Below are 22,395 nucleotides of genomic sequence, written 5' to 3' on the forward strand. Positions count from 1 at the left end.
CGTCGTCCGCCGATCCCACCGCTCACCAGTTCCACGGTGGAGCTGAACGGTTCGCCCTCGCCCAGATCGCGCACCACGTGCAGGTAGCCGGTGCCGGTGGCGCGGCGGAAATCGAAATGATGATCCCCGTCGGGCTCGCTCACCAGATCGAGTTCCAGGGTGGGATTGCCCACGTAGCCCCGCACCGTGCCGTCGCGGCCGGCATCCACCATCAGGCCCCGCAGCGGTCCGTCGGAGGCGATGCGCAGGTTGACCCGGCCATGGGCCACCTTCATCGAACTGGCCAGCAGCAGGCCGGCCGTCATGGCGCGACCCAGCAGGGCGGTGGTGAGGTAGGAGAGCTGGTGGCGGCGCCGCGCGTAGCGACTGGCCACGGTGGTGGTCACCGCCACCAGGCGGATCCCACCACCGGCGGCGGTGGCCCGCAGCAGCTGGTCGCTCAACGCTCCCCCCTCAGCACGGCTGCATCGTACGGAGCTCCATCTCCCGCAGCGTGCCGTCGCCGAGCTGCCAACGGCGGTCGGCCAGGGGGCCGAACAATTCCGGTTCGTGGGTCACCACCAGCACCGCCCGCTGACGCGCCACGGCACGCAGCAGGTCCAGCACCTCGCGGCGCACCGCCCAGTCGAGGCCGGCCGTGGGCTCATCCAACAGCAGCACGCGGGCCTCGCGCAGCAGCTGGACGGCCAGGGCCAGCCTTCGCTGCTGGCCACCGCTGAGCTGTTCCGGTGGCTGCCGGAGACCGACGCTGCCCAGACCCACCTGCTCCAGCACCTGCTCCAGCTGCTCGGAAGGCAGGCGCCGCTGCCCCAGGCGCAGCTCCTGGGCCACGCTCAAGCCCAGGAAGTGGCGTTCGGGAAACTGAAACACCAGGCCGCACAGCCAGCGCCGCTGCCGCCCCGACAGGCGCTCCCCCTGCCACAGCACGCTGCCGGCGTCGGGTTCGGCCAGCCCGCTGATCACCTCCAGCAGGGTGGTCTTGCCGCTGCCGCTGCTGCCGGCCACCAGGCCGATCTCCCCCACCGCCAGCTGCAGGTTCACCTCGCGCAGCACCGGCTGCGCCGCCGTGGAAGGCTGGTAGCGGATGCCGCGCAACTCGAGCATGGCTCCAGCATGCCGTCCGACGAGCGTGTTTGATAGGGACCTGCTGCCCTGCTCCACGCCGCCATGGACGTGCGCTTCCGCGAGGTCGATCCGTTCAACTGCTGGATCTGGCTGCGCTTTGCCCACCCTCCCGGCCAGGGGGAGCGGGGCTATGTGGAGACGGCCTTCGACAGCTGGTTCTTTCTCGGCAAGCTGGGCGGCTTCAACGCCGAGAATCTGCAGGCCCATGAGGAGGGGGCCGATCTGAGCTGGATGGCCTACGACGGCGACGGCGCCGAGCAGGCCATGCCCGCGCTGATGCACAACATGGGCCCGTTCGACTATCAGGGGGAGTGGGGCCGCTGCTGGGTCGATCTGGGCACCAGTGATGCCCTGGCGCTCGATGTGCTGATCAACACCCTGCGCCAGCTCGACCGCGATGTGGTGGAGATCGAGGAGCTGGTGATCGGCGGGGTCAACGACGACTGGCCGGTGGAGGAGCAGGACTCCGCCCTGTTCCCCCTGTTCGGGGACGGGGCCGAGGCGTCCGATCGCTGAGCGGGGGGTGGCCCGCGAATGGCGCCGTTTGCTGCTGGACCCCGCCCGCTTCGCCGCCGGCGGTGATCTGATCCTGGAGCCGGGCGAAGCCCATTACCTGCGTCGCGTGCTGCGGCTGCGCCGCGGTGACCGTTTCGCCGTGGTGGATGGTTGCGGCCATCTCTGGAGCGCCGTGCTCGATGAGGGCGATCGTGCCCGCCTCGAGCAGCCCCCGGGCGCCCCCCTGCGCAGCGAACCGGCACCGAGGCCGCAGCTGGAGCTGCTGGTGGCACCGCCCAGGCGCGACGGCGACCTGCTGCTGCGCATGGCCTGTGAGCTGGGTATCGACGCCATCACCCTGGTTCAGGCTCAACGGCGCGTGGCGCCGCCCACCAACAGCGAGCGGGCCCGGACGATCCTCCGGGAGGCCTGTGAGCAGTGTGAACGGCTGTGGGAACCCCGTCTGGTCCTTGATCGGCCCCTGCAGGAGGCACTCTCCGGGCCGACTCCGGGTGATCTGGCGCTGCTGGCCACAACCCGGCAGGTCGGTCTGCCTGCTCTGCAGACGCTGCTTGAGCGGCACCGGTGCGCTGGGGAGGCGTCTCCTGGGCGGGTGCGGCTGGCGATCGGACCGGAGGGTGGCTGGAGCCCCCCTGAAGAGGAGCATGCCCTCGCGCTGGGCTGGCTCCCCGTGAGTCTGGGAGAGAGGATCCTGCGCACCTCCACCGCGGCGGTGGCGGCAGCGGCACTGCTGGGGAGCTGGCGCGAGTCGCTGTCCGGCGGCGCCTAGCTGCGGAAGAGGCTGTCGCCCATGGCCTTGAAGCCGGCCAGGTTGGCACCGGCACGCCGGCGGGCACGGGGCAGGGCGTTGGCGGGATTGAGGCACTCCGGCGCGAAGGTCGCCTGGCTGGGGGCGGGGCGAGCCTCCTGGGCGGCGCGCAGCTCGGCGGCGATGGCCTCGGCGGTGGTCAGCACGGGTTGGGCGGGCTCGCTGGACGGTGCAGCGGGGCTGGCTTCGGGCTTGGCGGGGGTGCTCTTCGCCGCCGGAGTGGCGGCTGCAGCGGCCGCGGGCTTCTCCTGCTGAACCGCCACCTGCACCGGCTGGGCGGACTGACGGCTGGTCTGATCGCCGCTCAGGTCGAGGAAGAAGGAGGGCTTGCGCTTGAACACCATCGGCCCGCAGGGAAGCTGGGCTGATTATCCGCCCTGCCCGGTCGATCCAGCCCCGACCCGTAGGCCTGCGCAACACACAGCGCCCCAAACTGGAGGCCATGCCGCCGCCGTTCCGCTGACGTCGACCCCGTTGCCGATCCTGTCTGCCGATGCCCAGTGGCTTCAGGCCTGGCTGGTGAATCTGCTGCTGATCAGCCTCGCCCAGCGCCTGCCGCTGCTGACCACCGCAGGCTGGGTGCATGCCGGAGCCCTCGGCACGATCCTCTGGGGTTGCCTGGGTCCACGCGCCTGGCTGGCGGTGGTGCTGTACCTCGCGCTCGGGTCGCTGGTGACCCGCCTCGGCTTCCGCCGCAAGCAGGCCCTGGGCCTGGCGGAGGGGCGGGGTGGCCGGCGGGGGCCGGAAAACGTTTGGGGATCGGCGGCTACGGGAGCCCTGCTGGCCCTGGCGGTTCCCCTGCTGCCTGCTGCGCTGACCCCCCTGCTGCTGGTGGGCTTCGCCGCCAGCTTCGCCGCCAAGCTGGGCGACACCTTCGGCAGCGAGGTGGGCAAGCGCTGGGGCCGCCGCTGCGTGCTGATCACCACGCTGAGGCCGGTACCGCCCGGCACCGATGGGGCCATCAGCCTGGAGGGCACCGCCGCCAGCCTGATCGGCAGCGCCCTGATGGCCGCCCTGATGCTGGCGCTCGGGCTGCTGCCGGGCTGGCCGCTGGTGGCCCTGGTGGCTCTGGTCGGTCTGCTGGCCACCCTCCTGGAGAGTGTGCTGGGGGCGAGTCTGCAGGGCCGCCTCAGCTGGCTCAGCAACGAGCTGGTGAATGCCCTTCAGACGGCCGTGGCGGCAGCCTGGCCATGGGTTGGCTGCTGCTGGTCGGCTGGCCGGCCGCCCGCTGAAGCATCGTCAGCAGTGCCTCCCCCTGGCGGCGGGTCTCCGCCACCCCCTCGCCCAGCTCCTGCGCCAGCTGGCGCCAGCTCAGTCCCTCGATCCAGTGCCCCACCAGCAGTCGCTGCTGCCGCGGGGTCAGTCCGGCCAGCTGACGGTGCAACCAGGCGCGCTGCGGGTCCGCCGGCGGCGGAGGCGGGGCGCTCAGCTGATCGATCAGGCACGCGCCATCGGTTTCGTCGCCTGGCCCGCTGCAGGGAGCGTCCAGGCTGCGCAGCCTCAGGGCGCGCTGCACCGCCGCTGCTTCCTCCAGCTGGGCGGTGGTGCAGCCCAGCCCGGCCGCCAGTTCCCCGAGCGATGGCTGCGGCCGGCCCGCTGCCCGCAGCAGCTCCTGGTGCCGCCGCGCCCGCTGGTGGAGTTCGCGCAGTCGGCGCGGCGTGTGCAATCCCTGCGACTGATCGCGAAGGCCGTGCAGGATCGCTCCGCGGATGTAGGGCACGGCGAAGCTGCTGAGCCGGCCATTGCGGTTCAGGTCGAAGGCTTCCACGGCTCGGATCAGACCCAGAACCCCCATCGAAACCAGATCCTCAAAGGGTTCGTTGCAGCGCTGGCGCTGGCGTTCGGCCACCATCCGCACCAGCGGCAGGTTGGCCGTGATCAGGGCATTGCGCCAGCGCAGCCAGGCGCGGCGGTGGGTGGAGCGCCCCATGGCCTCGAGCAGGGCGCGGTTGCTGACCTGCAGTGCGGCGGTTTCGGGGTGGCTGGGGAAGACGGCGAGAGAGGCAACCATGGCGGAGCGACATCCGTGTCTTCACGGTCGATCCGGCAGCCCCCGGCCCACCTCACCCGCCGGAGGGAAAACGATCACCCGATCGGGTGATGGCGGCGGAAACGCTCCGGCGGCCCCGTCAGGCGGCCGTCACGCTGGCGCCGGCGAGCGGCTGCAGGCCGGCCCAGTCGAGCAGGGCGGGCCAGCGGCGGATCCGCTCGTAGACCTGGCCATGGCCGTCGCTGTTGAGGTGCAGCCCGTCGCTGCCCAGCCACTGCGGCCAGTCCGGATCGGCCAGCAGGCTCTCGAGCAGCGGCAGGAAGGGCACATCCGCCTCCAGGCAGGCCTCCTCCAGCAACCTCTCGTAGCGGTGCACCTGCTCCAGGGAGTACCAGAGCACCTCGGCGTAGGGCATGGCGGCCTCCTCCACCGGCGTCAGCCCGATCACATGCACCGGCGCCAGCTGGCTCGCGCGCTGCAGCAGCTGCTGCAGGCCGAACAGGAAGCCCTCGGCGTCGAGCTGGTGTCGGCCGTCAGCCCGGCCGACCCGGGCACTGTCGTTGAGACCGATGCCGATCAGGATCCCCTGCGGCAGCTGCCGGCGCAATTCCCCGCGGCGGCCCACCTCCGCCTCCAGCCGGGCGGCAAGCCGCTCGAGGCCATCGCCCCGCACGCCCAGGTTGTAGACCACGGGCCCGCCGGAGAACTCCATCCAGTGGCGCCGCAGCCGCTCGCACCAGCCACCCTCCAGGGGGTCGCCCCAGCCGAACACGCCGCTGTCTCCCAGCACCACCAGCTTGGGCTGCGGCCGCGATGGCGACTCGGACGGGCTGATCACGCTGGGGCGGCTGCTGAAGGGTCGGCCGGGCTGGCGGGGCCGAGCAGTCGCTGGCGGGCCCGGTCACTGAGATCCTCCCCCAGCAGGGTGAGCAGCACATAGGCCAGCAGCAGGGCGGCCAGTTGGTCCCAGGCGAAGCCGCTCAGCGCCTCCAGGAGCTGACTGCCCAGGCCGCTGGCGCCCACCAGACCCACCACCACCGATTCGCGCAGGATCACATCGGCGCGATAGGCCCCGTAGGCCAGATAGGACCTGGCGAGACCACTGAAACGGCCATAGAGGAGGGCCAGACGGGGGCCGCAGCCACCGGCCTCCAGCGCCTGCTGCGGCCCGGCATCGGCATTGGCGGTGGCTTCCAGCAGCAGCCTTCCGAGGATGCCGAGGTTGTGGAACCCCAGCGCCAGGGCTCCGGTCAGCACACCGGGCTCCAGCACGAACAGCAGCAGCAGGGCGGTGAGGGGTGGTGGCCACAGCCGGCCCAGGGCCCAGAGCCCCTGCACCGCCAGCCGCGCCATGGGCCAGGGCTGAACCAGAAGCAGCAGCAGGGGCGCGCAGCCCACGGCCAGGGCCGCGGCCAGAACTGTGAGCATCACGGTGCCGGCGATCAGGCGGGGCCAGGGGAGATTGGTCACCCCTGGCCAGTCCGCGGTGCCCATCGGCGGCAGACCCTGCCAGTGCAGCAGATCGGCGGGATGCACCTGCAGCAGCCAGGCCACGACCACCATCAGGGGCAGCAGCAGCAGAACGGCCAGCAGCACCTCCCGCCCCTGGCGTCCCACCGCCGCCGGCGCCGCCGCGAAACGCAGCGGCATCGCCCAGCGTCGCCGCAGAGCACTCACCAGGGCCTCGAGCAGCAGCATGGCCAGCAGCAGCACCCACAGACCACTCCAGAGCTCGCGGAAGGCCAGCGACTGCAGGGTCAGGCGCAGCTCGGTGCCCAGCCCGCCCAGCCCGAACACCCCCAGCAGGGTGGCGCTGCGCAGGGCGCATTCGAAGCGGTACCCGCCGTAGCTGAGCAGCTGGGGCAGCAGCGCCGGCCCCAGGGCGGTCAGCAGCGCCGCCCAGGGGCCCGCCCCCCCGCTGCGCAGGGCCTCCAGACCCTGCTGCGGCAGGTTGTCGAGCTGATCGCTCACCACCCGCGCCACCAGCGCGCCGAAGGGCAGGGCGATCGCGGCCACCGCCACGGCCGGGTCCATCCCGATCAACTGGAGCAGCAGCAGGCCCCAGAGCAGCTCGTGGATGGCGCGGGGGATGGCCAGCAGCCTGCGGATCAGCAGCGCCGGCCAGCGCACCCCGCAGACGGCGTGCCACACCACCCGGGCGCTGGCCACGCCGAGCACCAACCCCAGCACCAGGCTCGCGGCCCAGCCCAGCAGGGCGATGCCCAGGGTCAACCCGAGACCACGCAGCACAGCTTCCAGCACCACTGGATCGAGCGAGGGCTGCAGCGCCGCCAGAGCGAACTGGCCGATCAGCTCCCAGCCGCCGCCGTGCGCCAGGCCCGGCAGCCACAGCGCCAGCGGCAGCAGGATCAGGGAGGGCAGCAGCAACCACAGCGGCGCCGCCGGACGGGGCAGACCCCGTTCCCAGGACGGAGCCGTCGTCATCGCGGGCCGGCTCCGGCATAGAGAGCATCGAGCTCCCTGCTCCCCACGGCCGCAGCCGCTCGATCGATCATCACCCGCCCATGGCGCAGCCCCACCACCCGATCGAAACCGGCCAGCAGATCGGGCCGATGCAGGCTGAGCAGCAGCGCCCGCGGTGCCTCGCCCTGACGCAGCAGCAGCTCCAGCAGCTCCCCTGCAAGGCGTGGATCCAGGCTGGCCAGGGGTTCATCGGCCAGCAGCAGCAACGGCTCCTGACGCAGCAGGCGGCCCAGGGCCACGCGCTGGCGCTGCCCGCCCGAGAGGGCCGCCACCGGCTGGCCGAGCAGGGCCGGATCGAGGTCGAGCTGCAGCAGCAGCTGCCGGCAAGCCGGCGTGTCGAGCGGCAGCAGCAGGTTGAGCAGTGCCTGCGGCCAGCCCCAGCGGGCCAGCCGGCCGGCATTGAGGTTCTGCTGCACGCTGAGCGGTTCGATCAGCCGCAGGTCCTGCCAGAGGGTGCCGATGCGACTCTGCTGGAGCCGTCGCCGCCGGCCCGGCCGCGCCGGCGCCTCCCCCTGCCAGAGCACCTCACCCTGGCTGGGGCGCAGCAGACCATTGGCCACAGCCAGCAGGGTGCTCTTGCCGGCACCGCTGGNTCCCAGCAGCGCCACCCGCTCACCCGCCTCCAGGCGCAGCGACACGGCATCGAGGCGTGGCGCCCGTCTGCCGGCCACCGTGATCCCGCGCAGTTCCAGAAGGGCCGTCACCGCGATCAGGTCAGGGTGAGGCGATAGACGATCAGGGCCAGGATCAGCGCCACCAGACTCATCTCGAGCAGGTCGGGACCACGGGGGTTCATCGCTGTCTCACGGAGACCGCCGTTCGAGGCGTTCAGCGGAGGGAAGGGCCAGCGCCAGCGCCAGCAGGAGGATCTCGACCAGCATCTGGCCGTTGCCGAAGGCGATGAAGGCCAGATCCAGAAACGCGATAGAGCGCAGGAACAGGGACCAGGCTTCGTCACTTTCACGGCTGGCCCGGTTCCAGAGCACCAGGCCGGCCAGCAGCAGCACCAGATCGATCAACCAGAGCATGGGCCGCGGCCACGGCAATGTCCTGATTCTGGATGGCGGTGAGGCCGGCCGGCTGCGCCTTGTCAGCGGATCTTGCCGATTTGCCGTCCCACCTGCTCGATGCGTGTGTAGTCGCCTGCCTTCGCGCCGGTGAACTGCTGAGCCCCGAACAGCTCCAGGATCTGCTTCTGCTGAGGATTGCTCGGCCGCCAGCTCAGGATCGCGCCGCGCAGCTTCGCCGTGAAGCCGGCTCCGAAGCGCCGGTCGAGATCGGGCTGGCCGATCCAGTGGTAGTCGGGATAGCCCGGGGTGCGCCAGAGCGCGAACACCTTGCTTCGGTCGGCCTTGCCGCTGCGCAGGTTGGCTTTCCAGACCTGCTCGTTGACCACGCCGGCGTCGTAGGCACCGCTCTGCACCAACGCGATCGTGGCGTCGTGACTACCGCTGAAGCCCGGTGCACCGCCGGCGAAGTCGCTGAGTTTCACGCCAGCCTGGCTGAGGAAGTACTGCGGCATCAGGCGGCCGGAGGTGGAACTCTCCGAGCCAAAGGTGAAGCGCCTGCCCTTCAGTTCCGCCAGACCCTTCTGGTTCATGAACGGCTTCAGCCCGCTGCGGCGGTTGGCGATGAACACGCTGTGGAAGGCGGCGTCGATGTCGCGCTGGGCGATCACCTGGGCCCCAGGCTTCTGCAGCCGCGCCTGCACGCCGGTGAGGCCTCCGAACCACACCAGATCGAGGTTGCCGGTGCGGAAGGCGCTCACGGCGGCGGCATAGTCGGTGACCGGCACATACTGCACCTTCACCCCCAGCTGGCGGCTCAGTTCGGAAGCCACCTGGCCGTAGAGGCGGTTGAGCTTCTCGGGGTTCTGGTCGGGGATGGCGCCGATGCGAAGCAGCTTCTGCTGAGCCTGGGCCCGCCCCAGCAGGGCGATGCCGGCCGAGGGGCTGGCGGGGCCGGCGGCGGACGGATCGGAGCCGAAGGGAGCGGGGATCGACGGGACGACCGCCGGCAGGCAGGCCAGGGCAAGGCCCGTCAGTGCGGCGGCCCAGCGTTCTCGGGTGGTCATGGCAGCGAGACCATCAAACAAACGCAATGATGGTGACCGATCCGCCGCGGAGCTGAAGCGAACAGTGCCAGTGGCGCTCAGTGGCGCTCAGTGGAGTTGTCTGTGGCGCTGTTCCGTGAAGACTCCGCACGGTCGGCCAGGTGGTCGCCTGAGGCTGCCAGCCTGCCTGGAGCGGCCCACTGATGGTTCCCCATGCCGTTGCCTCTCCAGCCGACCGACGCTCCGGCCAGGGCGCTGGCGGCTGATCAGCGGTCGTTCGCCCTTGCCGTGAGCGATGCCGGCTGAATCCCCTTCCGCCCTCACCCTGCTGGAAGGCCTGCTGCAGCCCCCGCCTGCGGAGCCTTCCCGGCTTCAGCGGCTGCTGCCCTGCAGCGGCACCCTGATGCACCTGAACGACCCGGCCCGCAGGGGGCATCACCTGCTGCTGCCGCTGCTGATCGGCTGTCGCAGCCTGGCCCAGGTGATCTTCATCAACAATCCCCTCACGGGCGCTCTCCTGCTGGCGGCGTTCCTGCTGGAGTCCCCCTGGATGGCGGTGCTTGCCGTGGCGGGCACCGCCGCCGCCAACCTCACCTCCCGCAGCCTGGGCCTGGATCGCAGCCTCCGCCACCAGGGCATCTATGGCTTCAACGGTGCCCTGGTGGGCTGCGCCGGGGCCGTTCTGGGTCGGGGCGGGTCCTTGCCCCTTGCGGGGTGGCTGGTCCTGGTGCTGCTCGGCGGCTGTCTCACCACCCTGATGCTGGAGGGCTGGCGGCGCAGGTTCCATCGCCGCGGCGCCCTAGCGCCGCTCACCCTGCCGTTCTGTCTGGTCACCTGGTTGCTTCTTCTGCTGACCGGCGGGCTGCCGGTCGCGCCGCCGGATCCGGCGGCAGTGCCGGTCGCTGGAAACCTGCCGGCCCTGCTGCTCGGCCTGCCGCGCAGCTTCGGTCAGGTTTTCCTCTGCTCCGGCCTGGGCAGCGGCGGCCTGGTGCTGCTGGCCACTGCCCTGGCCAGTCCCCTGGCCGCAGCACTGGGCCTGCTCGGCGCCGGCGTGGGGATGGCGGGCGCCTGCTGCTGGGCGTGGATCCGGCTGCGGTCGCTCAGGGCCTCTGGGGCTACAACGGCGTGCTGGTGGCCATCGCCCTCGGCGGCATCTTTCACGCTCCGACCCGCCGGAGCCTGGTGGCTGCGGTGGTGGCTGCGGCGCTCGTCACCCCGCTCGGTTTCGTTCTGCGGGCCGTGCTTCCCGGCCTGCCCCCGCTCACGCTCGGCTTCGTGCTCACCACCTGGATCCTCCAACTGGCGGTGCGCCGCACCCTGCCGGCCCTGATCCCCGTGTCGCTGCATGCGGTCGTCACCCCGGAGGAGCATCGCGAGCGCTATCGCGTGGCCCGGGCGGTGTTCCGGAGCTTCCGCGCCAACCTGCGCCGCAGACTCGACGGCCGTTCCCCCGATCCCATCACCCCNTGCGGCATCGCACCTGACGCGTCAGCGCATCCGCCTGCTGTTCGGCCGCTTCGACCGTGATGCCGATGGCGCGCTCAGCCTCGCGGAGCTGTGCCGGGGGCTGGGGGNCACGGGCCTGGCCGAGGCCGCCGAGGGGGCGCACGGCAGCAGGATCGGCGCCCAGCTGGAGCGGATTGTCGATGCCATGGACCTGGATCGGNATGGCCGGGTCGATCTCCAGGAGTTCACGGAGCTGATCGTGCGGCTGCAGCGGCTCCGCCAGGGGGAGGAGCGGCTGCTGCTCTACCTGATGCCGGCCGACGCTGACGGCAACGATCGCCTGGACGCCGCCGAGCTGGCGCGTCTGCTGGCCAGCATCGGCGAGGCCCCGCTCACTGCGGCGGAGCGGCAACTGGTTTTCGGCGCATCGCCTGGGGNCCTGAGCTGGCGCGACTTCGTGGACCGGCTTCTGCTGATCTGACCCGGCGGCCGCCCTCAGAGACGGGTGAGGAACCGCTCCAGCCGCTCCAGACCATCGTGGATCGTGTCGGGCGCCGCCGCGCAGGACAGGCGGATGCAGCGGTCGTCGCCGAACGCAACCCCGGGGACCACCGCCAGACCCACCTCCTCGAGCAGGCGTTCGCAGAGGGTCATCGAGTCGAGGCCATGGGCGCTCACATCGGGGAAGGCGTAGAAGGCGCCCTCCGGCGGCAGCAGCTGGAGCCCGGCGATGTGGGCCAGACCCTCGGCCAGCAGGGCGCGGCGCTCGTTGAACTGGGCGGCCATCTCCTGCACGCACTCGCGCGGGCCGCTCACCGCCGCCAGGGCGCCGTACTGCGCAAAGGTGCACACGTTGCTGGTGCTCTGGCTCTGCAGAGCGCTGGCGGCTGCAACCACCTCCTGGGGGCCAGCCAGCCAGCCGATTCGCCAGCCGGTCATCGCCCAGCCCTTGGCGCAACCGTTGACGATGAAGACGCGATCGGCCAGATCCGGTGCCACCGCCGCGAAGCTGTGGTGCATCTGGCCGGGGGCCACGAGGAACTCGTAGATCTCGTCGCAGACCACCGCCACCCGGGGGTGGCGGCGCAGCACCGCCGCGATCGCCTCGAGCTCCTCCCGGCTCAGCACCATGCCGGTGGGGTTGGAGGGGCTGTTGAGCACCAGCAGGCGGCTGGCCGGGGTGATCGCGGCCTCCAGTTGCTCGGGGCGCAGCCGGAACCCNTGCGCGGCGTCGCTCGGCAGCAGGGTGACCGAGGCGCCGGCGAGATGGGCGATCTCCGGGTAGCTCAGCCAGTAGGGCGCCGGCAGCAGCACTTCATCGCCGGGGCCGAGCAGCACCTGGAAGAGGTTGTAGAGGGCCTGCTTGCCGCCGTTGGTGACCAGCACCTGCTCGGCGCGCGTGGGCACCCGGTTCTCCTGGGTCAGCTTGGTGGCGATCGCCTGCCTGAGGGCCGGTTCGCCCGCGGCCGGTCCGTAGCGGGTGTGGCCGGCCTCGAGGGCCGCCGCCGCCGCCCTGCGGATGAAGGCGGGGGTGTCGAAGTCCGGTTCACCGGCGCTGAGGCTGCAGATGTCGCGCCCTTCGGAGCGCAGCTGCTTGGCTTTGGCGGCGATGGCGAGAGTGAGGGATGGCTGCAGCGCCTGGGCGCGTGCGGAGAGCAAGCCGGAATGCGGCATCGCCTGGGGACCTATGTGGCCATCCTGCCCCATGCCAGTCTCGCTCAGGGTTCAGCTGAAACCAAAGCCGGTGAGCGCGACCGACCCCCCTCTCGATCACCCGCCCGATCCCTTTGCCGACCTGGCCGCCGCCTGTGCGGCCTGTCGGCGCTGCGCGCTGGCAGCCGGTCGCAGCAGGGTGGTGGTGAGCCGCGGCAATCCCCGGGCCCGCCTGATGGTGGTCGGGGAGGGGCCTGGAGCCCAGGAGGATGCCACCGGCCAGCCGTTCGTGGGCCGTGCCGGGCAGCTGCTGGATCAGATGCTGGCCAGCGTGGCGATCGATTCCAACCGCGACGCCTACATCTGCAACGTGGTGAAGTGCCGCCCCCCGGACAACCGCAAGCCCGCCCCGGAGGAGGTGGCCGCCTGTCGGCCCTGGCTGGAGCAGCAGATCCGCCTGGTGGATCCCGCCGTGATCCTGCTGGCCGGCGCCACGGCGCTCGAGGGGGTGCTGGGAATCCGCGGCGGCATCACCCGGCTGCGCGGCCGCTGGCACAGCAGCGATGCCGAGCCGCTCCGGGGCCGTCGGCTGATGCCGATCTTTCATCCCTCCTACCTGCTGCGCAATGCCTCGCGCGAGCCGAACAGTCCCAAGTGGCACACCTGGCAGGACCTCAAGGAGGTGGACCGGCAGCTGCGCGCCTGTTTGTGACAGCCTTGGCCGATCTCAAGGCTCCCCGCTTCGCCATGACCGGCACCCTGGCCAGCCCCGACGCCGCTCTGACGGGTTCCGCCTCCGACTGGACGAGCAATCCCCGCTACGACACCCAGATCCGTCGTCGCAAGACCCGCAGCGTGCGGGTTGGGAACGTGTGGATCGGCAGCGACCACCCGGTGGTGGTGCAGTCGATGATCAACGAGGACACCCTCGACATCGAGGGAGCCACCGCAGGCATCCGCCGCCTGCACGAGGCCGGCTGCGAGATCGTGCGGGTCACAGTGCCGTCGCTGGCCCACGCCCGGGCGATGGGCGAGATCCGCCAGCGCCTCGAAGCCACCTATCAGCCGGTGCCGCTGGTGGCCGACGTGCACCACAACGGCATGAAGATCGCCCTCGAGGTCGCCCAGCATGTCGACAAGGTGCGGATCAACCCTGGCCTGTATGTGTTCGACAAGCCCGATCCCAACCGCACGGAATTCAGCGAGGCGGAGATGGCCGAGATCTCCGGGCGGATCGAGCAGACCTTCGCCCCCCTCGTGCAGCTGCTCAAGGAGCAGGACAAGGCTCTGCGCATCGGCGTGAACCACGGCTCGCTGGCCGAGCGGATGCTCTTCCGCTACGGCGACACCCCCCTGGGGATGGTGGAGAGCGCCCTGGAGTTCATCCGGATCTGCGACCGGCTCGACTTCCACAACATCGTGGTGTCGATGAAGGCCTCGCGCGCACCCGTGATGATGGCGGCCTACCGGATGATGGCCGACCGCATGGACGCCGAGGGTTTTCCGTACCCCCTGCATCTGGGCGTGACCGAGGCGGGTGACGGCGACTATGGGCGCATCAAGAGCACCGCCGGCATCGCCCCGCTGCTGGCCGAGGGCATCGGTGACACGATCCGCGTGTCGCTCACCGAGGCTCCGGAAAAGGAGATCCCCGTCTGTTACTCGATCCTGCAGGCCCTCGGGCTGCGCAAGACCATGGTCGAGTACGTCGCCTGCCCCAGTTGCGGACGCACCCTCTTCAATCTGGAGGAGGTGCTGCATCAGGTGCGCAGCGCCACGGCCCATCTCACGGGCCTCGACATCGCGGTGATGGGCTGCATCGTCAACGGACCCGGCGAGATGGCCGACGCCGACTACGGCTATGTGGGCAAGACCCCCGGGGTGATCTCTCTCTACCGCGGCAGGGAGGAGATCCGCAGGGTGCCGGAGGCCGAGGGAGTCGAGGCCCTGATCGCCCTGATCCGTGAGGACGGCCGCTGGGTGGATCCCGCCTGAACGTGATCTCCGAACCTCGGCACGCTGCCCGGGGGCGTTCTGACCGCTAGCTTGACCTCATCTCCTTTCAGGAAACGGGGCAGGGCTTCCATGGCCATTGGTCGCTCCCGGGCGAGCTTGATCGTGTTGGTGGGCGTGGGGGCCTGCGCAGCCACGGCGGTGATGGCCCGCGAGGTCGTCACAGCACCGGGCGGATCGGCCCGGATCACCGACAGCCCCAAGGAGGTGATGGATCAGGCCTGGCAGATCGTCTTCCGCGATTACCTTCCCATCAACGGCAAATACACCCCCGATGAGTGGCGGCAGCTGCGGCGGGAGGTGCTGGCCAAGAGTTACGGCAGCAACAAGGAGGCCTATGAGGCGATCCGCGGCATGCTGGCCAGCCTCGATGATCCCTACACGCGCTTCATGGATCCGCGTGAGTTCAAGGAGATGCAGATCGACACCTCCGGCGAACTCTCGGGGGTCGGAATCCAGCTGAGTCTCGACAAGGAGACCAAGCAGCTGGTGGTGGTGAGCCCGATCGACGGCTCCCCCGCCTCGAAGGCGGGCGTGCAGCCCAAGGATGTGATCACCGCCATCGACGGCAAGAGCACCAAGGGGATGAGCACCGAGGACGCGGTGAAGCTGATCCGCGGTCAGGCCGGCACCACGGTGAACCTCACGCTCAAGCGCAAGGGGCAGCTCCTGGAGGTGCCGCTCACGCGTGAGCGCATCGAGCTCCATGCGGTGGACAGCCAGATCAACACCACCCCCGATGGCCTCAAGGTGGGCTACATCCGCCTGAAGCAGTTCAACGCCAATGCCACCAAGGACATGCGCGTGGCGCTGCAGGATCTGGAGGCCAAGGGAGTGCAGGGCTATGTGCTCGATCTGCGCAGCAATCCCGGTGGTCTGCTGATGGCGAGCGTCGAGATCGCTCGTCAGTGGCTCAATGAAGGCACGATCGTGTCGACCAAGACCCGCAGCGGCATCACCGATGTGAAGCGGGCCACCGGTCGGGCGCTCACCACCAAGCCCCTCGTGGTGCTGGTGAACGAGGGATCGGCCAGCGCCAGCGAGATCCTCTCCGGCGCCCTGCAGGACAACAAGCGCGCCGTGCTGGTGGGCCAGAAGACCTTCGGCAAGGGTCTGGTCCAGTCGGTGCGCGGACTCTCCGACGGTTCCGGCATGACCGTGACCATCGCCAAGTACCTCACCCCCAGCGGCCGCGACATCCACAAGCACGGCATCGATCCCGATGTGCCGGCCAGGATGAGTGAAGTGGAAGCCCAGCGACTGCGCCTCGAGGATCTCGGCACCCGCAAGGACAGTCAGTACCGCGTGGCCGAATCCACCCTGGTCAAGAAGCTGGAGACCGCCAAGACGCCGGCCCTCGACAGGGCCTACCAACCCGGCAGCGCCAACCTGCCTGCCGCTCTCGGCACCCAGCGCTGATGCCGGAGGATCCTGGAGAGCCGACTCAGGGGGTCTCGATCTGGTCTCTGAAGCCCTGGTGGTGCCAGCCCTGGAGCATCCTGATCACAGGCATCGCGTTGCCGCTGGGCAGCTGGCTGCTGGTCCACCGCTGGTGGGTCACGGTTCCATTGGCCGCGGCNGTTCTGACTTGGTGGGGGCTGTTTCTGGTGCTGATGCCTCGCGCTTTTCGTGAGCAGACTGCTCTGCTCAGGCGCGAATCCACCCAGCCCTGAGAGTTGCTCGCGACGCGGCAGGGGTGCACCGCAACCGCGATGCAGCCCTCAGAGCGCCATTGGGGTTGGAGCAAGGCCCCGTCGGTGACGATGTGGTGCGGAGCGCTGCTGACCGCGGACCTCAGAACAGAAGGGGGAGCGACTCAGCTGGGGTCAGGCCACGGGCTGCATCAGACCGCCACCGGGGCCGGAGTCGTCATCGTCGTTGTTGCCGGCGGTTCCCTGCAGGAGCGCGAACAATCCCAGGGCCAGCAGACTCACCACGCCGGAGACCAGGCCCAATCCGCCGCCCAGGCTGCCGGTGAATCCCGAGCCCAGATCGATCATCTCGCCCATCGGCCCGCGTAACAGAACGTCTCAGGATTGTAACGGAAGATTGAGGGGCGGCTGCTCCTTCCGCCCCCGCGGCCGTCTCAGACCGCCAGGACCGCCTCGTTTGCTTCGGTCTGCCGCTCCAGTCGCTGGGCTTCGGTGAGGCCATCGGCGCCGGGAATCTGGGCGGCCATCTGCTCCAACCAGTGCTTGAGCTCCTCCACCTGCTTCTCGATCGGCAGCACACCCAGGCCCCGGGCCAGCACTCTGGCGGTGGCGCCCGATCCGGCCTGATACACGAGACGGCCGTGCAGGTGCTGGGGCAGGCCCTGGCGCAACAGCCGGAAGGCCGGCTCCTCCATGGGCGTGTCCAGGGCGATGTTGGGCTTGTCGGGCTTGATGCGCGAGAAGCCGCAGCGCCTGGCCAGCAGCTTCAGTTCCATCAGCTGCAGCAGGGCGATCACCGGCGCCGGCAGGGCGCCGTAACGATCCACCCAGCCGGCTGCCAGCTCCAGCAACGCCTCCGGGCTGCCGCACTCGGCGGCGGCGCGGTAGGCGGCGATCTTCTCGTCGTTGTCGGTGATCCAGTCGCCGGGGATGAAGGCGGTGATCGGCAGGTCGATCTGGGTGTCGTCGACTGCCGGGATGTCCTGCCCCTGGATCTCGGCCAGGCACTCCTGCAGCATCTCCATGTAGAGGTCGAAGCCGATCGCCTCCATCTGGCCGCTCTGCTCCACACCCAGGAGGTTTCCCACGCCACGGATCTCCATGTCGCGCATGGCGAGCTGGTAGCCGCTGCCCAGCTGGGCGAATTCCTGAATCGCCCGCAGCCGCTGCCGCGCCGCCTCGCTGAGGGAGGCATCGCCGGGATAGAACAGCCAGGCGTGGGCCTGGATGCCGCTGCGGCCCACCCGGCCGCGCAGCTGATAGAGCTGGGCCAGGCCGAAGCGGTGCGCGTCCTCGATCAGGATCGTGTTGACGCGCGGGATGTCCAGTCCGCTCTCCACGATGGTGGTGCAGAGCATCAGGTCGGCCTCGCCGGCGTTGAAGGCCACCATGGCGCTCTCCAGCTCGCCTTCCGCCATCTGGCCGTGGGCCACCAGCAGCCGCAGGCCGGGGATCATCTGGCGCAGCCGCTCCGCCACCTCCTCGATCCCCTCCACCCGCGGCACCACGTAGAAGATCTGGCCGCCGCGGTCGAGCTCCTGGCGGATGGCGCTGCGCACCGCCTCCTCATCCAGTGCCGCCAGGTGGGTCTTGATCGGCCGCCGCAGCGGCGGCGGCGTGGTGATCAGGCTCATCTCCCGCACGCCCGAGAGGCTCATGTAGAGGGTGCGGGGGATCGGCGTGGCGCTCAGGGTCAGCACGTCCACGTCCTTCCTGAGGGCCTTGATCTTCTCCTTCTGATTCACGCCGAAGCGCTGCTCCTCATCCACCACCAGCAGCCCCAGCTGCCTGAAGCGGGTGCCNTTGGAGAGCAGCTGGTGGGTGCCCACCACCACATCCACCGTGCCTTCGGCCAGGCCATCGCCGATCGCCTTGCGCTCGGCTGCGGTGCGGAAGCGGTTGAGCAGGCTCACCTTCACCGGATACGGGGCGAAGCGCTCGCTCAGGGTGCGCCAGTGCTGCTGGGCCAGCACCGTGGTGGGGGCCAGCATCGCCACCTGCTTGCCGGCCGTCACCGCCTTGAAGATGGCCCGGATCGCCACCTCGGTCTTGCCGAAGCCCACATCGCCGCACACCAGACGGTCCATCGGTGAGGGCTGTTCCATGTCGCGCTTCACCTCCACGATCGCCTTGAGCTGATCCGGCGTGGGCTCGTAGGGGAAGGAATCCTCCAGTTCGCTCTGCCAGGGGCCGTCCGGCGGGTAGGAGAAGCCCGGCGCCTTGTGGCGCTCGGCGTAGAGCTTCACCAGATCCACCGCCACCTTGCGGATCGCCTTCCTGGCCCGCTCCTTGGCCCGCGTCCAGGCGGTGCCGCCCATGCGGTTGAGCTCGGGCGGCGTGTCGCCGGTGGCCCGGTAGCGGCCCAGGCTGCTCAGCTGGTCGGCCGCCACGCGCAGCAGACCATCGGCGTACTGCACCACCAGGTAGTCGCGCGATTCGCCGCCGATGGCCAGCTTCTCGAGCTTGAGGAACCTGCCGATGCCGTGGTTGCGGTGCACCACGAAATCACCGGGCCGCATCTTGCCCGGGTCCACCGTGCGGCTGGCTGCCTTGCGGCGGCGGCGCACGTAGCCCGTGGCGGCCAGGGCGTGCTGACCGAAGAATTCCCGGTCGGTGATCAGCACCAGCTTCCAGGCCGGCAGCTGCAGGCCTTCCAGCTCGGCCGTGCCCCTGGTTTTCAGGGCCACGGGCGTGCTCTGGGCCAGCAGCCGCTCGATCGCCGGCAGATCGCCAGGGTTGGGCACGAAGCGGCTGCTGCAGTCGTGCTCCTCCAGCAGCGCCACCGCGCGGCTCGGCTGGGCCGACAGCAGCCACACCGCGGCCCTCTCGGCCTGGTGCTGCTTGATCAGGGCCGCCAGCTTGCCGAACTGGTTCGGGTAGGCCGGCACAGGCCGGCTGGCCAGATCGAAGCTGTTGGCGTGGCCGTCGCTCTCGTGAAGCTCGGCCAGATCGAACCCGGTGAAGCCCTCGCTGGCCGTCGCCAGGGCCTCGCCCGGGTCCCGGTGCAGGGTCGGGGGCAGCCTCGTCCCGAGTTCTGTTGCGGTGTCGCTGTGGTGCTCGATCACATGGTCGAACCACTGCTGGCCGTGGGCCAGGCAGTGGCGCCGCTCATCGATCGCCACCAGGGCGCCGCTGGGGAGGTAATCGAGCAGCGAAGCGGGCTGCTGCCAGGCCAGACCCATCAGCCGCCGCATCCCATCCGGCGTGCCGCCCTCCAGCAGCGTGTCGAGCGCCTCGGGGCTCAGCAGCCGGTCGAGCCCCTCGGGCATCTCCTCGCGCAGGGCCGCGGCGATCAGGGGGCCGTAGCCGCTGGGGGTGAGCCGCACCACCTCGATCGGATCGAGGGAGCGCTGGGTGGCGGGGTCGAACTCGCGCAGCTTCTCCAGCTCGTCGCCGAAGAACTCGAGCCGCACCGGCAGCTCGCTGCTCACCGGAAACACATCGACAATGTCGCCGCGGCGGCTCCAGCTGCCCTCCTGCTCGATCGTGGCCACCCGCTCGTAGCCCAGACGCGTCAGCGTCTCGCCCAGCTGCTCCAGACCGACGCTGTCGCCTCTGCGCAGGCTCAGACACTGCTCCCGCAGGGCCACGGGCGGAGGCAGGTGGGGCTGGAGGGCCCGCTCGGTGGCCACGATGGCGAGGTCGCCGGCGCCATCGACCAGCTCACTGAGCACCTGCAGCTGCCCCCAGGTGATCTCGCTGGTGGGATCAAAGGGTTCATAGGGGCTTCCCTCGCTGGTGGGATAGAGCTGGCAACTGCGCCAGCCCATCAGTTCGAGCAGCGCCGCCCAGCGGCCCGCCTCCTCCAGGGTTGGAACGACGACCAGCAGAGGGGCGGGCCCGGTTGCCGCCCCTCCCGCCGCGGTCTTGGAGGCCAGGGCCGTGGCGATCAGGGCGCGGGCGGCCCTGCTTCCACCGCTCAACCGCAGCCGTTCGGGGCGTTCCAGCCGCGCCCGCAGCTCACCGGTGAGGGGCGCCTGCTGCAGCTGGCGCACCAGGGCGGAGAGGGGCATCGACAGGCCGGAGCGACGGCTCCTGATCTTCGCAAGCGGGCCCCACCGCCGCGACCGGCAGACCTGCTGCCGAGCGCTGGCGTTGCGGCGATCAGAATGAGGGGGTGGTCCGCTACCGCTGCCCCATCTGCCTGCCCAGACCCCTGCGCACGCGGCAGAGGCGCGATGGGGTGTGGATCTGCTGCAAGTGCGGTGATCCGCTGGAACGCGTTCCGCTGCTGCGGCCCCTCCCGACCCTGGTGGGCTTGCTGGGGGCTCTGGGCGTGGCGCTCATTGTTCTGCCACTCCGCCAGGTTCCTCTCCCGGGCNTGCGTCCGTCGTCCCCACTGGCGATTCCGGAACTCCCGGCTGCCCTCCAGTCCACCGCGATCGCCCNGCCCCGCGGTGGGCTGGAGGGAGTGGAGCCCCTGGAGCTGATGGATCGGCTGGCCGTGGCGGATGAAGGCTGGATCCCGCGAGCCNAGCAGCTGGGCGATGGGCGCGTCCGCTACAGCTACCGCCGCCGACGGGGCGATCCGGAACTCAGCCTCGAGGAGATTCGGGCGCTGATCGCCGACCCGCCCCGCTTCGAGCGCGAGCGCGCCACGATCCTCGAGCTCCTCGCCGTGCTCGGCCAGGCAGGGGTGCGGATCCAGTTCACCACCCCCCATAAACCCGGCGCCGCCGCCGAGTGGGATCACCACAACCGAAGCCTGCGGGTGAAGCCCTCGGTGCTCGAGAGCGGCAGTGTCGAGCTGGCGCGGGTGCTCAACCACGAGGCCATCCACGTGGCCCAGAGCTGCCGCAACGGTGGCATCTCCGCCCAGCCCCAACCCNTGGGCCTGAGCATCGCCCTGCAGCCCGCCCTGCAGGAGGTGCTGGAGGAGCCGGTCTACCGCCAGGCCTCGCCGCTGGAACAGCGCCTGGAACGGGAGGCCTATGCCGCTCAGGAGCAGCTCGAACTGGGTGCGCTGCTGGTTCGGAGCCACTGCCGCATCGACCTTGGCTGAGCCTGGGGCTTCACACCCCGATCAGCTCGCCCTCGAGGAGCATGTTGAATTGCAGCAGCTGGCTGTCGCTGAGCTGCTGCCGGCTGCTGCGCTGGAAGTGCTGTTCGAGGAACTGCCGTCCCTGGACGGCATCCCATTGCAGCCGGCCCAGCAGCTGGTCGCTCTGGGCCAGCAGATCGCGGCGGCGCAGCGGTACCGCTGCGGTGGCGGGATCGCTGCCGGCATCCAGTGTCTGCAGAGCCTGCAGGTAGGCCACCAGATCGCCGTAGCTGGTGAGGCGGCTGCGGCTGGGGTGATGGAAGGCTCGCTCCAGGTAGGTGGCCTCCTGCTCGCGCTGCCAGCCCAGACGGCGCAGCTCCAGATCGATCTGGGCCAGTTCCGCGCTCCAGTCCTCCGGATCCGCGGGTGGCTCTGCCAGGGCTTCCTCGCTGGCCGGGATCTCTGCCTGGGCCGGCTCCGGAGGCTGCGGAATGGCCGCCGCTGCCGGCGTCCGCGCCGGCGGGGGCTGGCGGCAACGGGTGGCTTTCTGACGGCCGGCTGATGCGGCGGTGCCGCCTCGCCCAGCCGCTGCAGCAGACGGGCGATGGCGCGGTCCTCGGCGGCCTCGGCACTGGAGGCTTCGCCGAGCGCGCTGCCCAGCATTTCACCCTCCGCGTGAGCTGACACCTCCACCACCCGGCTGCCGGGCTCGGCGTGCACGAGGCGGACCTGCAGCTGCATGGATGGGGTGGATCAGCATCCCTACACTGACGCTTCAGGGTGGTGTGATGGAAGCCGAGTCGATCGAATCCCTCACGCCGCTGATCCGCCAGGCCGACCAGTGGCGCGAACTGCTGCTGCTGCTGCCGTTGCTCCTGGCCCTGGAGGCGGTGCTCTCGGCCGACAACGCCATCGCCCTGGCGGCGATCTCCCGACGCCTGCACGACCGCGCCCGCCAGGAGACGGCGCTCAATCTGGGCCTCCTGCTGGCCCTGGTGTTCCGTCTCGGTCTGATCATCACCGCCGAGTGGGTGCTGAACTTCTGGCCGCTGCAGCTCGCCGCGGCGCTCTATCTGCTCTGGCTCTGCGGACGGCATCTCCAGGAGGTGTGGCTCGAGCGGCTCGAGGAGTCCGCGACGGCCGCTGCTGATGCGCAGACCGGCTCCGACGCCGCCCATCAGGTCGCCGGGGGCCACGCCGCCGGGCACCACGGCCACCCGGCGGGTCTGGGCTCGGTGGTGGCCACGCTGGCGCTCACCGATCTGGCCTTTTCGATCGACAGCGTGGCTGCCGCCGTGGCGGTGAGCGACCGGCTTCTGCCGGTGATGGCCGGCGGCGTGATCGGGGTGATCGCGCTGAGGCTCACCGCCGAGCTGTTCATCCGCTGGCTGGAGATCTTCGAGCATCTCGAGACCGCCGGCTATCTGGCCGTGGGGCTGGTGGGCGTGAGGCTGCTGTTGCGCCTGCTCCTGCCGCAGTTCGACCCGCCGGAGTGGAGTCTGCTGCTGGTGGTGGCCGGCCTCTTCGTCTGGGGCTTCTCGGTGCGCACTCCGCAGGTGCCGCTGGAGTCCGACTGAGCTGCGCCGTCCCGGAGACCTGATGCGGATCGAACTGCGCCAGATCGGCAGTGACCGGCTGATCGATCAGCTGGAGGTGGAGGCCCTGGGCGACGTG

At 70.4% G+C, this 22,395-nt stretch carries 21 protein-coding genes and 3 pseudogenes; 11 read left to right on the forward strand and 13 right to left on the reverse strand.

Annotated features, from left to right (window positions below; genetic code table 11):
- Together SYNGFB01_RS11450 and SYNGFB01_RS11455 are read right to left on the reverse strand one after the other, a co-directional pair.
- A partial coding sequence (locus SYNGFB01_RS11450) for an Hsp33 family molecular chaperone HslO (protein ID WP_048018137.1) occupies positions 1-443 on the reverse strand: 443 nt, incomplete at its 3' end.
- 10 nt (positions 444-453) lie between these two features.
- Entirely contained in the window at positions 454-1,104 is a 651-nt protein-coding gene (locus SYNGFB01_RS11455; RefSeq protein WP_048018138.1) for an ABC transporter ATP-binding protein, read from the reverse strand.
- Between the two features lie 63 nt (positions 1,105-1,167).
- Between SYNGFB01_RS11455 and SYNGFB01_RS11460 the strand changes: the two genes are divergently transcribed.
- Positions 1,168-1,641 carry a DUF3531 family protein gene (locus tag SYNGFB01_RS11460; RefSeq protein WP_048018139.1) on the forward strand — a complete coding sequence of 158 codons (474 nt, stop codon included), beginning with the start codon at positions 1,168-1,170 and terminating at the stop codon, positions 1,639-1,641.
- 7 nt (positions 1,642-1,648) lie between these two features.
- Complete coding sequence (locus SYNGFB01_RS11465; protein ID WP_048018140.1) at positions 1,649-2,410, forward strand: 16S rRNA (uracil(1498)-N(3))-methyltransferase; 762 nt, start codon at positions 1,649-1,651, stop codon at positions 2,408-2,410.
- Here the strand turns inward: SYNGFB01_RS11465 and SYNGFB01_RS11470 are convergent.
- Entirely contained in the window at positions 2,407-2,793 is a 387-nt protein-coding gene (locus tag SYNGFB01_RS11470; protein WP_048018141.1) for a hypothetical protein, read from the reverse strand. The genes SYNGFB01_RS11465 and SYNGFB01_RS11470 overlap by 4 nt on opposite strands.
- A 115-nt stretch (positions 2,794-2,908) precedes the next feature.
- On the opposite strand from SYNGFB01_RS11470, the pseudogene SYNGFB01_RS13435 reads away from it, so the two are divergent.
- Positions 2,909-3,634 (forward strand): annotated as a pseudogene (locus SYNGFB01_RS13435) (TIGR00297 family protein); the annotation flags it as partial.
- On the opposite strand, the gene SYNGFB01_RS12665 reads toward SYNGFB01_RS13435, so the two are convergent.
- The 6 genes from SYNGFB01_RS12665 to SYNGFB01_RS11505 form a co-directional block, all read right to left on the reverse strand.
- The gene (locus SYNGFB01_RS12665) at positions 3,588-4,460 is read right to left on the reverse strand and encodes a sigma-70 family RNA polymerase sigma factor (RefSeq protein WP_053068470.1); all 873 of its coding nucleotides are present in this window, start codon (positions 4,458-4,460) and stop codon (positions 3,588-3,590) included. The pseudogene SYNGFB01_RS13435 and the gene SYNGFB01_RS12665 overlap by 47 nt on opposite strands.
- A 118-nt stretch (positions 4,461-4,578) precedes the next feature.
- Positions 4,579-5,277, reverse strand: coding sequence for a GDSL-type esterase/lipase family protein (locus tag SYNGFB01_RS11485; protein WP_235300139.1), 699 nt, complete (start codon positions 5,275-5,277; stop codon positions 4,579-4,581).
- Complete coding sequence (locus tag SYNGFB01_RS11490; RefSeq protein ID WP_048018143.1) at positions 5,274-6,884, reverse strand: ABC transporter permease; 1,611 nt, start codon at positions 6,882-6,884, stop codon at positions 5,274-5,276. The genes SYNGFB01_RS11485 and SYNGFB01_RS11490 overlap by 4 nt, the downstream gene beginning before the upstream one ends.
- Positions 6,881-7,627, reverse strand: coding sequence for an ATP-binding cassette domain-containing protein (locus SYNGFB01_RS11495; RefSeq protein ID WP_048018144.1), 747 nt, complete (start codon positions 7,625-7,627; stop codon positions 6,881-6,883). Before SYNGFB01_RS11495 ends, SYNGFB01_RS11490 begins: the two co-directional genes overlap by 4 nt.
- Positions 7,628-7,726: 99 nt before the next feature.
- Positions 7,727-7,951 (reverse strand): hypothetical protein, encoded by a 225-nt coding sequence (locus SYNGFB01_RS11500; RefSeq protein WP_048018145.1) that lies wholly within the window; start codon positions 7,949-7,951, stop codon positions 7,727-7,729.
- A 62-nt stretch (positions 7,952-8,013) separates the two neighbouring features.
- Positions 8,014-8,997 (reverse strand): putative selenate ABC transporter substrate-binding protein, encoded by a 984-nt coding sequence (locus SYNGFB01_RS11505; RefSeq protein ID WP_053068471.1) that lies wholly within the window; start codon positions 8,995-8,997, stop codon positions 8,014-8,016.
- Between the two features lie 382 nt (positions 8,998-9,379).
- Between SYNGFB01_RS11505 and SYNGFB01_RS15715 the strand changes: the two are divergent.
- Both SYNGFB01_RS15715 and SYNGFB01_RS16540 read left to right on the forward strand, forming a co-directional pair.
- Positions 9,380-10,221, forward strand: a pseudogene (locus tag SYNGFB01_RS15715) (urea transporter); the annotation flags it as partial.
- A gap of 259 nt (positions 10,222-10,480) precedes the next feature.
- Positions 10,481-10,621, forward strand: a pseudogene (locus tag SYNGFB01_RS16540) (hypothetical protein); the annotation flags it as partial.
- 296 nt (positions 10,622-10,917) lie between these two features.
- On the opposite strand, the gene SYNGFB01_RS11515 reads toward SYNGFB01_RS16540, so the two are convergent.
- Positions 10,918-12,096 (reverse strand): pyridoxal phosphate-dependent aminotransferase, encoded by a 1,179-nt coding sequence (locus SYNGFB01_RS11515; protein WP_048018146.1) that lies wholly within the window; start codon positions 12,094-12,096, stop codon positions 10,918-10,920.
- Positions 12,097-12,166: 70 nt separating this feature from the next.
- Between SYNGFB01_RS11515 and SYNGFB01_RS11520 the strand changes: the two genes are divergently transcribed.
- The 4 genes from SYNGFB01_RS11520 to SYNGFB01_RS15725 all read left to right on the forward strand — a co-directional run bounded on the left by SYNGFB01_RS11520 (position 12,167) and on the right by SYNGFB01_RS15725 (position 15,761).
- Complete coding sequence (locus SYNGFB01_RS11520) at positions 12,167-12,787, forward strand: uracil-DNA glycosylase (RefSeq protein ID WP_048018154.1); 621 nt, start codon at positions 12,167-12,169, stop codon at positions 12,785-12,787.
- Between the two features lie 35 nt (positions 12,788-12,822).
- Entirely contained in the window at positions 12,823-14,070 is a 1,248-nt protein-coding gene (gene ispG / locus SYNGFB01_RS11525) for a (E)-4-hydroxy-3-methylbut-2-enyl-diphosphate synthase (protein ID WP_048018155.1), read from the forward strand.
- 90 nt (positions 14,071-14,160) lie between these two features.
- The gene (locus tag SYNGFB01_RS11530; RefSeq protein WP_048018147.1) at positions 14,161-15,507 is read left to right on the forward strand and encodes a S41 family peptidase; all 1,347 of its coding nucleotides are present in this window, start codon (positions 14,161-14,163) and stop codon (positions 15,505-15,507) included.
- Entirely contained in the window at positions 15,507-15,761 is a 255-nt protein-coding gene (locus tag SYNGFB01_RS15725; protein WP_072061620.1) for a DUF6737 family protein, read from the forward strand. The genes SYNGFB01_RS11530 and SYNGFB01_RS15725 overlap by 1 nt, the downstream gene beginning before the upstream one ends.
- A 153-nt stretch (positions 15,762-15,914) precedes the next feature.
- Here the strand turns inward: SYNGFB01_RS15725 and SYNGFB01_RS11535 are convergent, their stop codons facing one another.
- The 3 genes from SYNGFB01_RS11535 to SYNGFB01_RS15730 form a co-directional block, all read right to left on the reverse strand.
- Positions 15,915-16,097: a hypothetical protein gene (locus SYNGFB01_RS11535; protein WP_048018148.1), complete on the reverse strand. Its 183-nt coding sequence runs from the start codon at positions 16,095-16,097 to the stop codon at positions 15,915-15,917.
- Between the two features lie 77 nt (positions 16,098-16,174).
- The gene (gene mfd / locus SYNGFB01_RS11540) at positions 16,175-19,753 is read right to left on the reverse strand and encodes a transcription-repair coupling factor (RefSeq protein ID WP_048018149.1); all 3,579 of its coding nucleotides are present in this window, start codon (positions 19,751-19,753) and stop codon (positions 16,175-16,177) included.
- A gap of 999 nt (positions 19,754-20,752) precedes the next feature.
- Positions 20,753-20,998, reverse strand: a complete 246-nt coding sequence (locus SYNGFB01_RS15730; RefSeq protein ID WP_053068473.1) for a hypothetical protein — start codon at positions 20,996-20,998, stop codon at positions 20,753-20,755.
- A gap of 284 nt (positions 20,999-21,282) precedes the next feature.
- On the opposite strand from SYNGFB01_RS15730, the gene SYNGFB01_RS15965 reads away from it, so the two are divergent.
- Together SYNGFB01_RS15965 and SYNGFB01_RS11555 are read left to right on the forward strand one after the other, a co-directional pair.
- Complete coding sequence (locus SYNGFB01_RS15965; protein WP_255347554.1) at positions 21,283-21,405, forward strand: hypothetical protein; 123 nt, start codon at positions 21,283-21,285, stop codon at positions 21,403-21,405.
- Between the two features lie 104 nt (positions 21,406-21,509).
- Positions 21,510-22,298 (forward strand): membrane protein, encoded by a 789-nt coding sequence (locus tag SYNGFB01_RS11555; protein WP_048018150.1) that lies wholly within the window; start codon positions 21,510-21,512, stop codon positions 22,296-22,298.
- The last annotated feature ends 97 nt before the right edge of the window (positions 22,299-22,395 follow it).

It is taken from the genome of Synechococcus sp. GFB01 (assembly GCF_001039265.1).
Classification (GTDB): domain Bacteria; phylum Cyanobacteriota; class Cyanobacteriia; order PCC-6307; family Cyanobiaceae; genus NIES-981.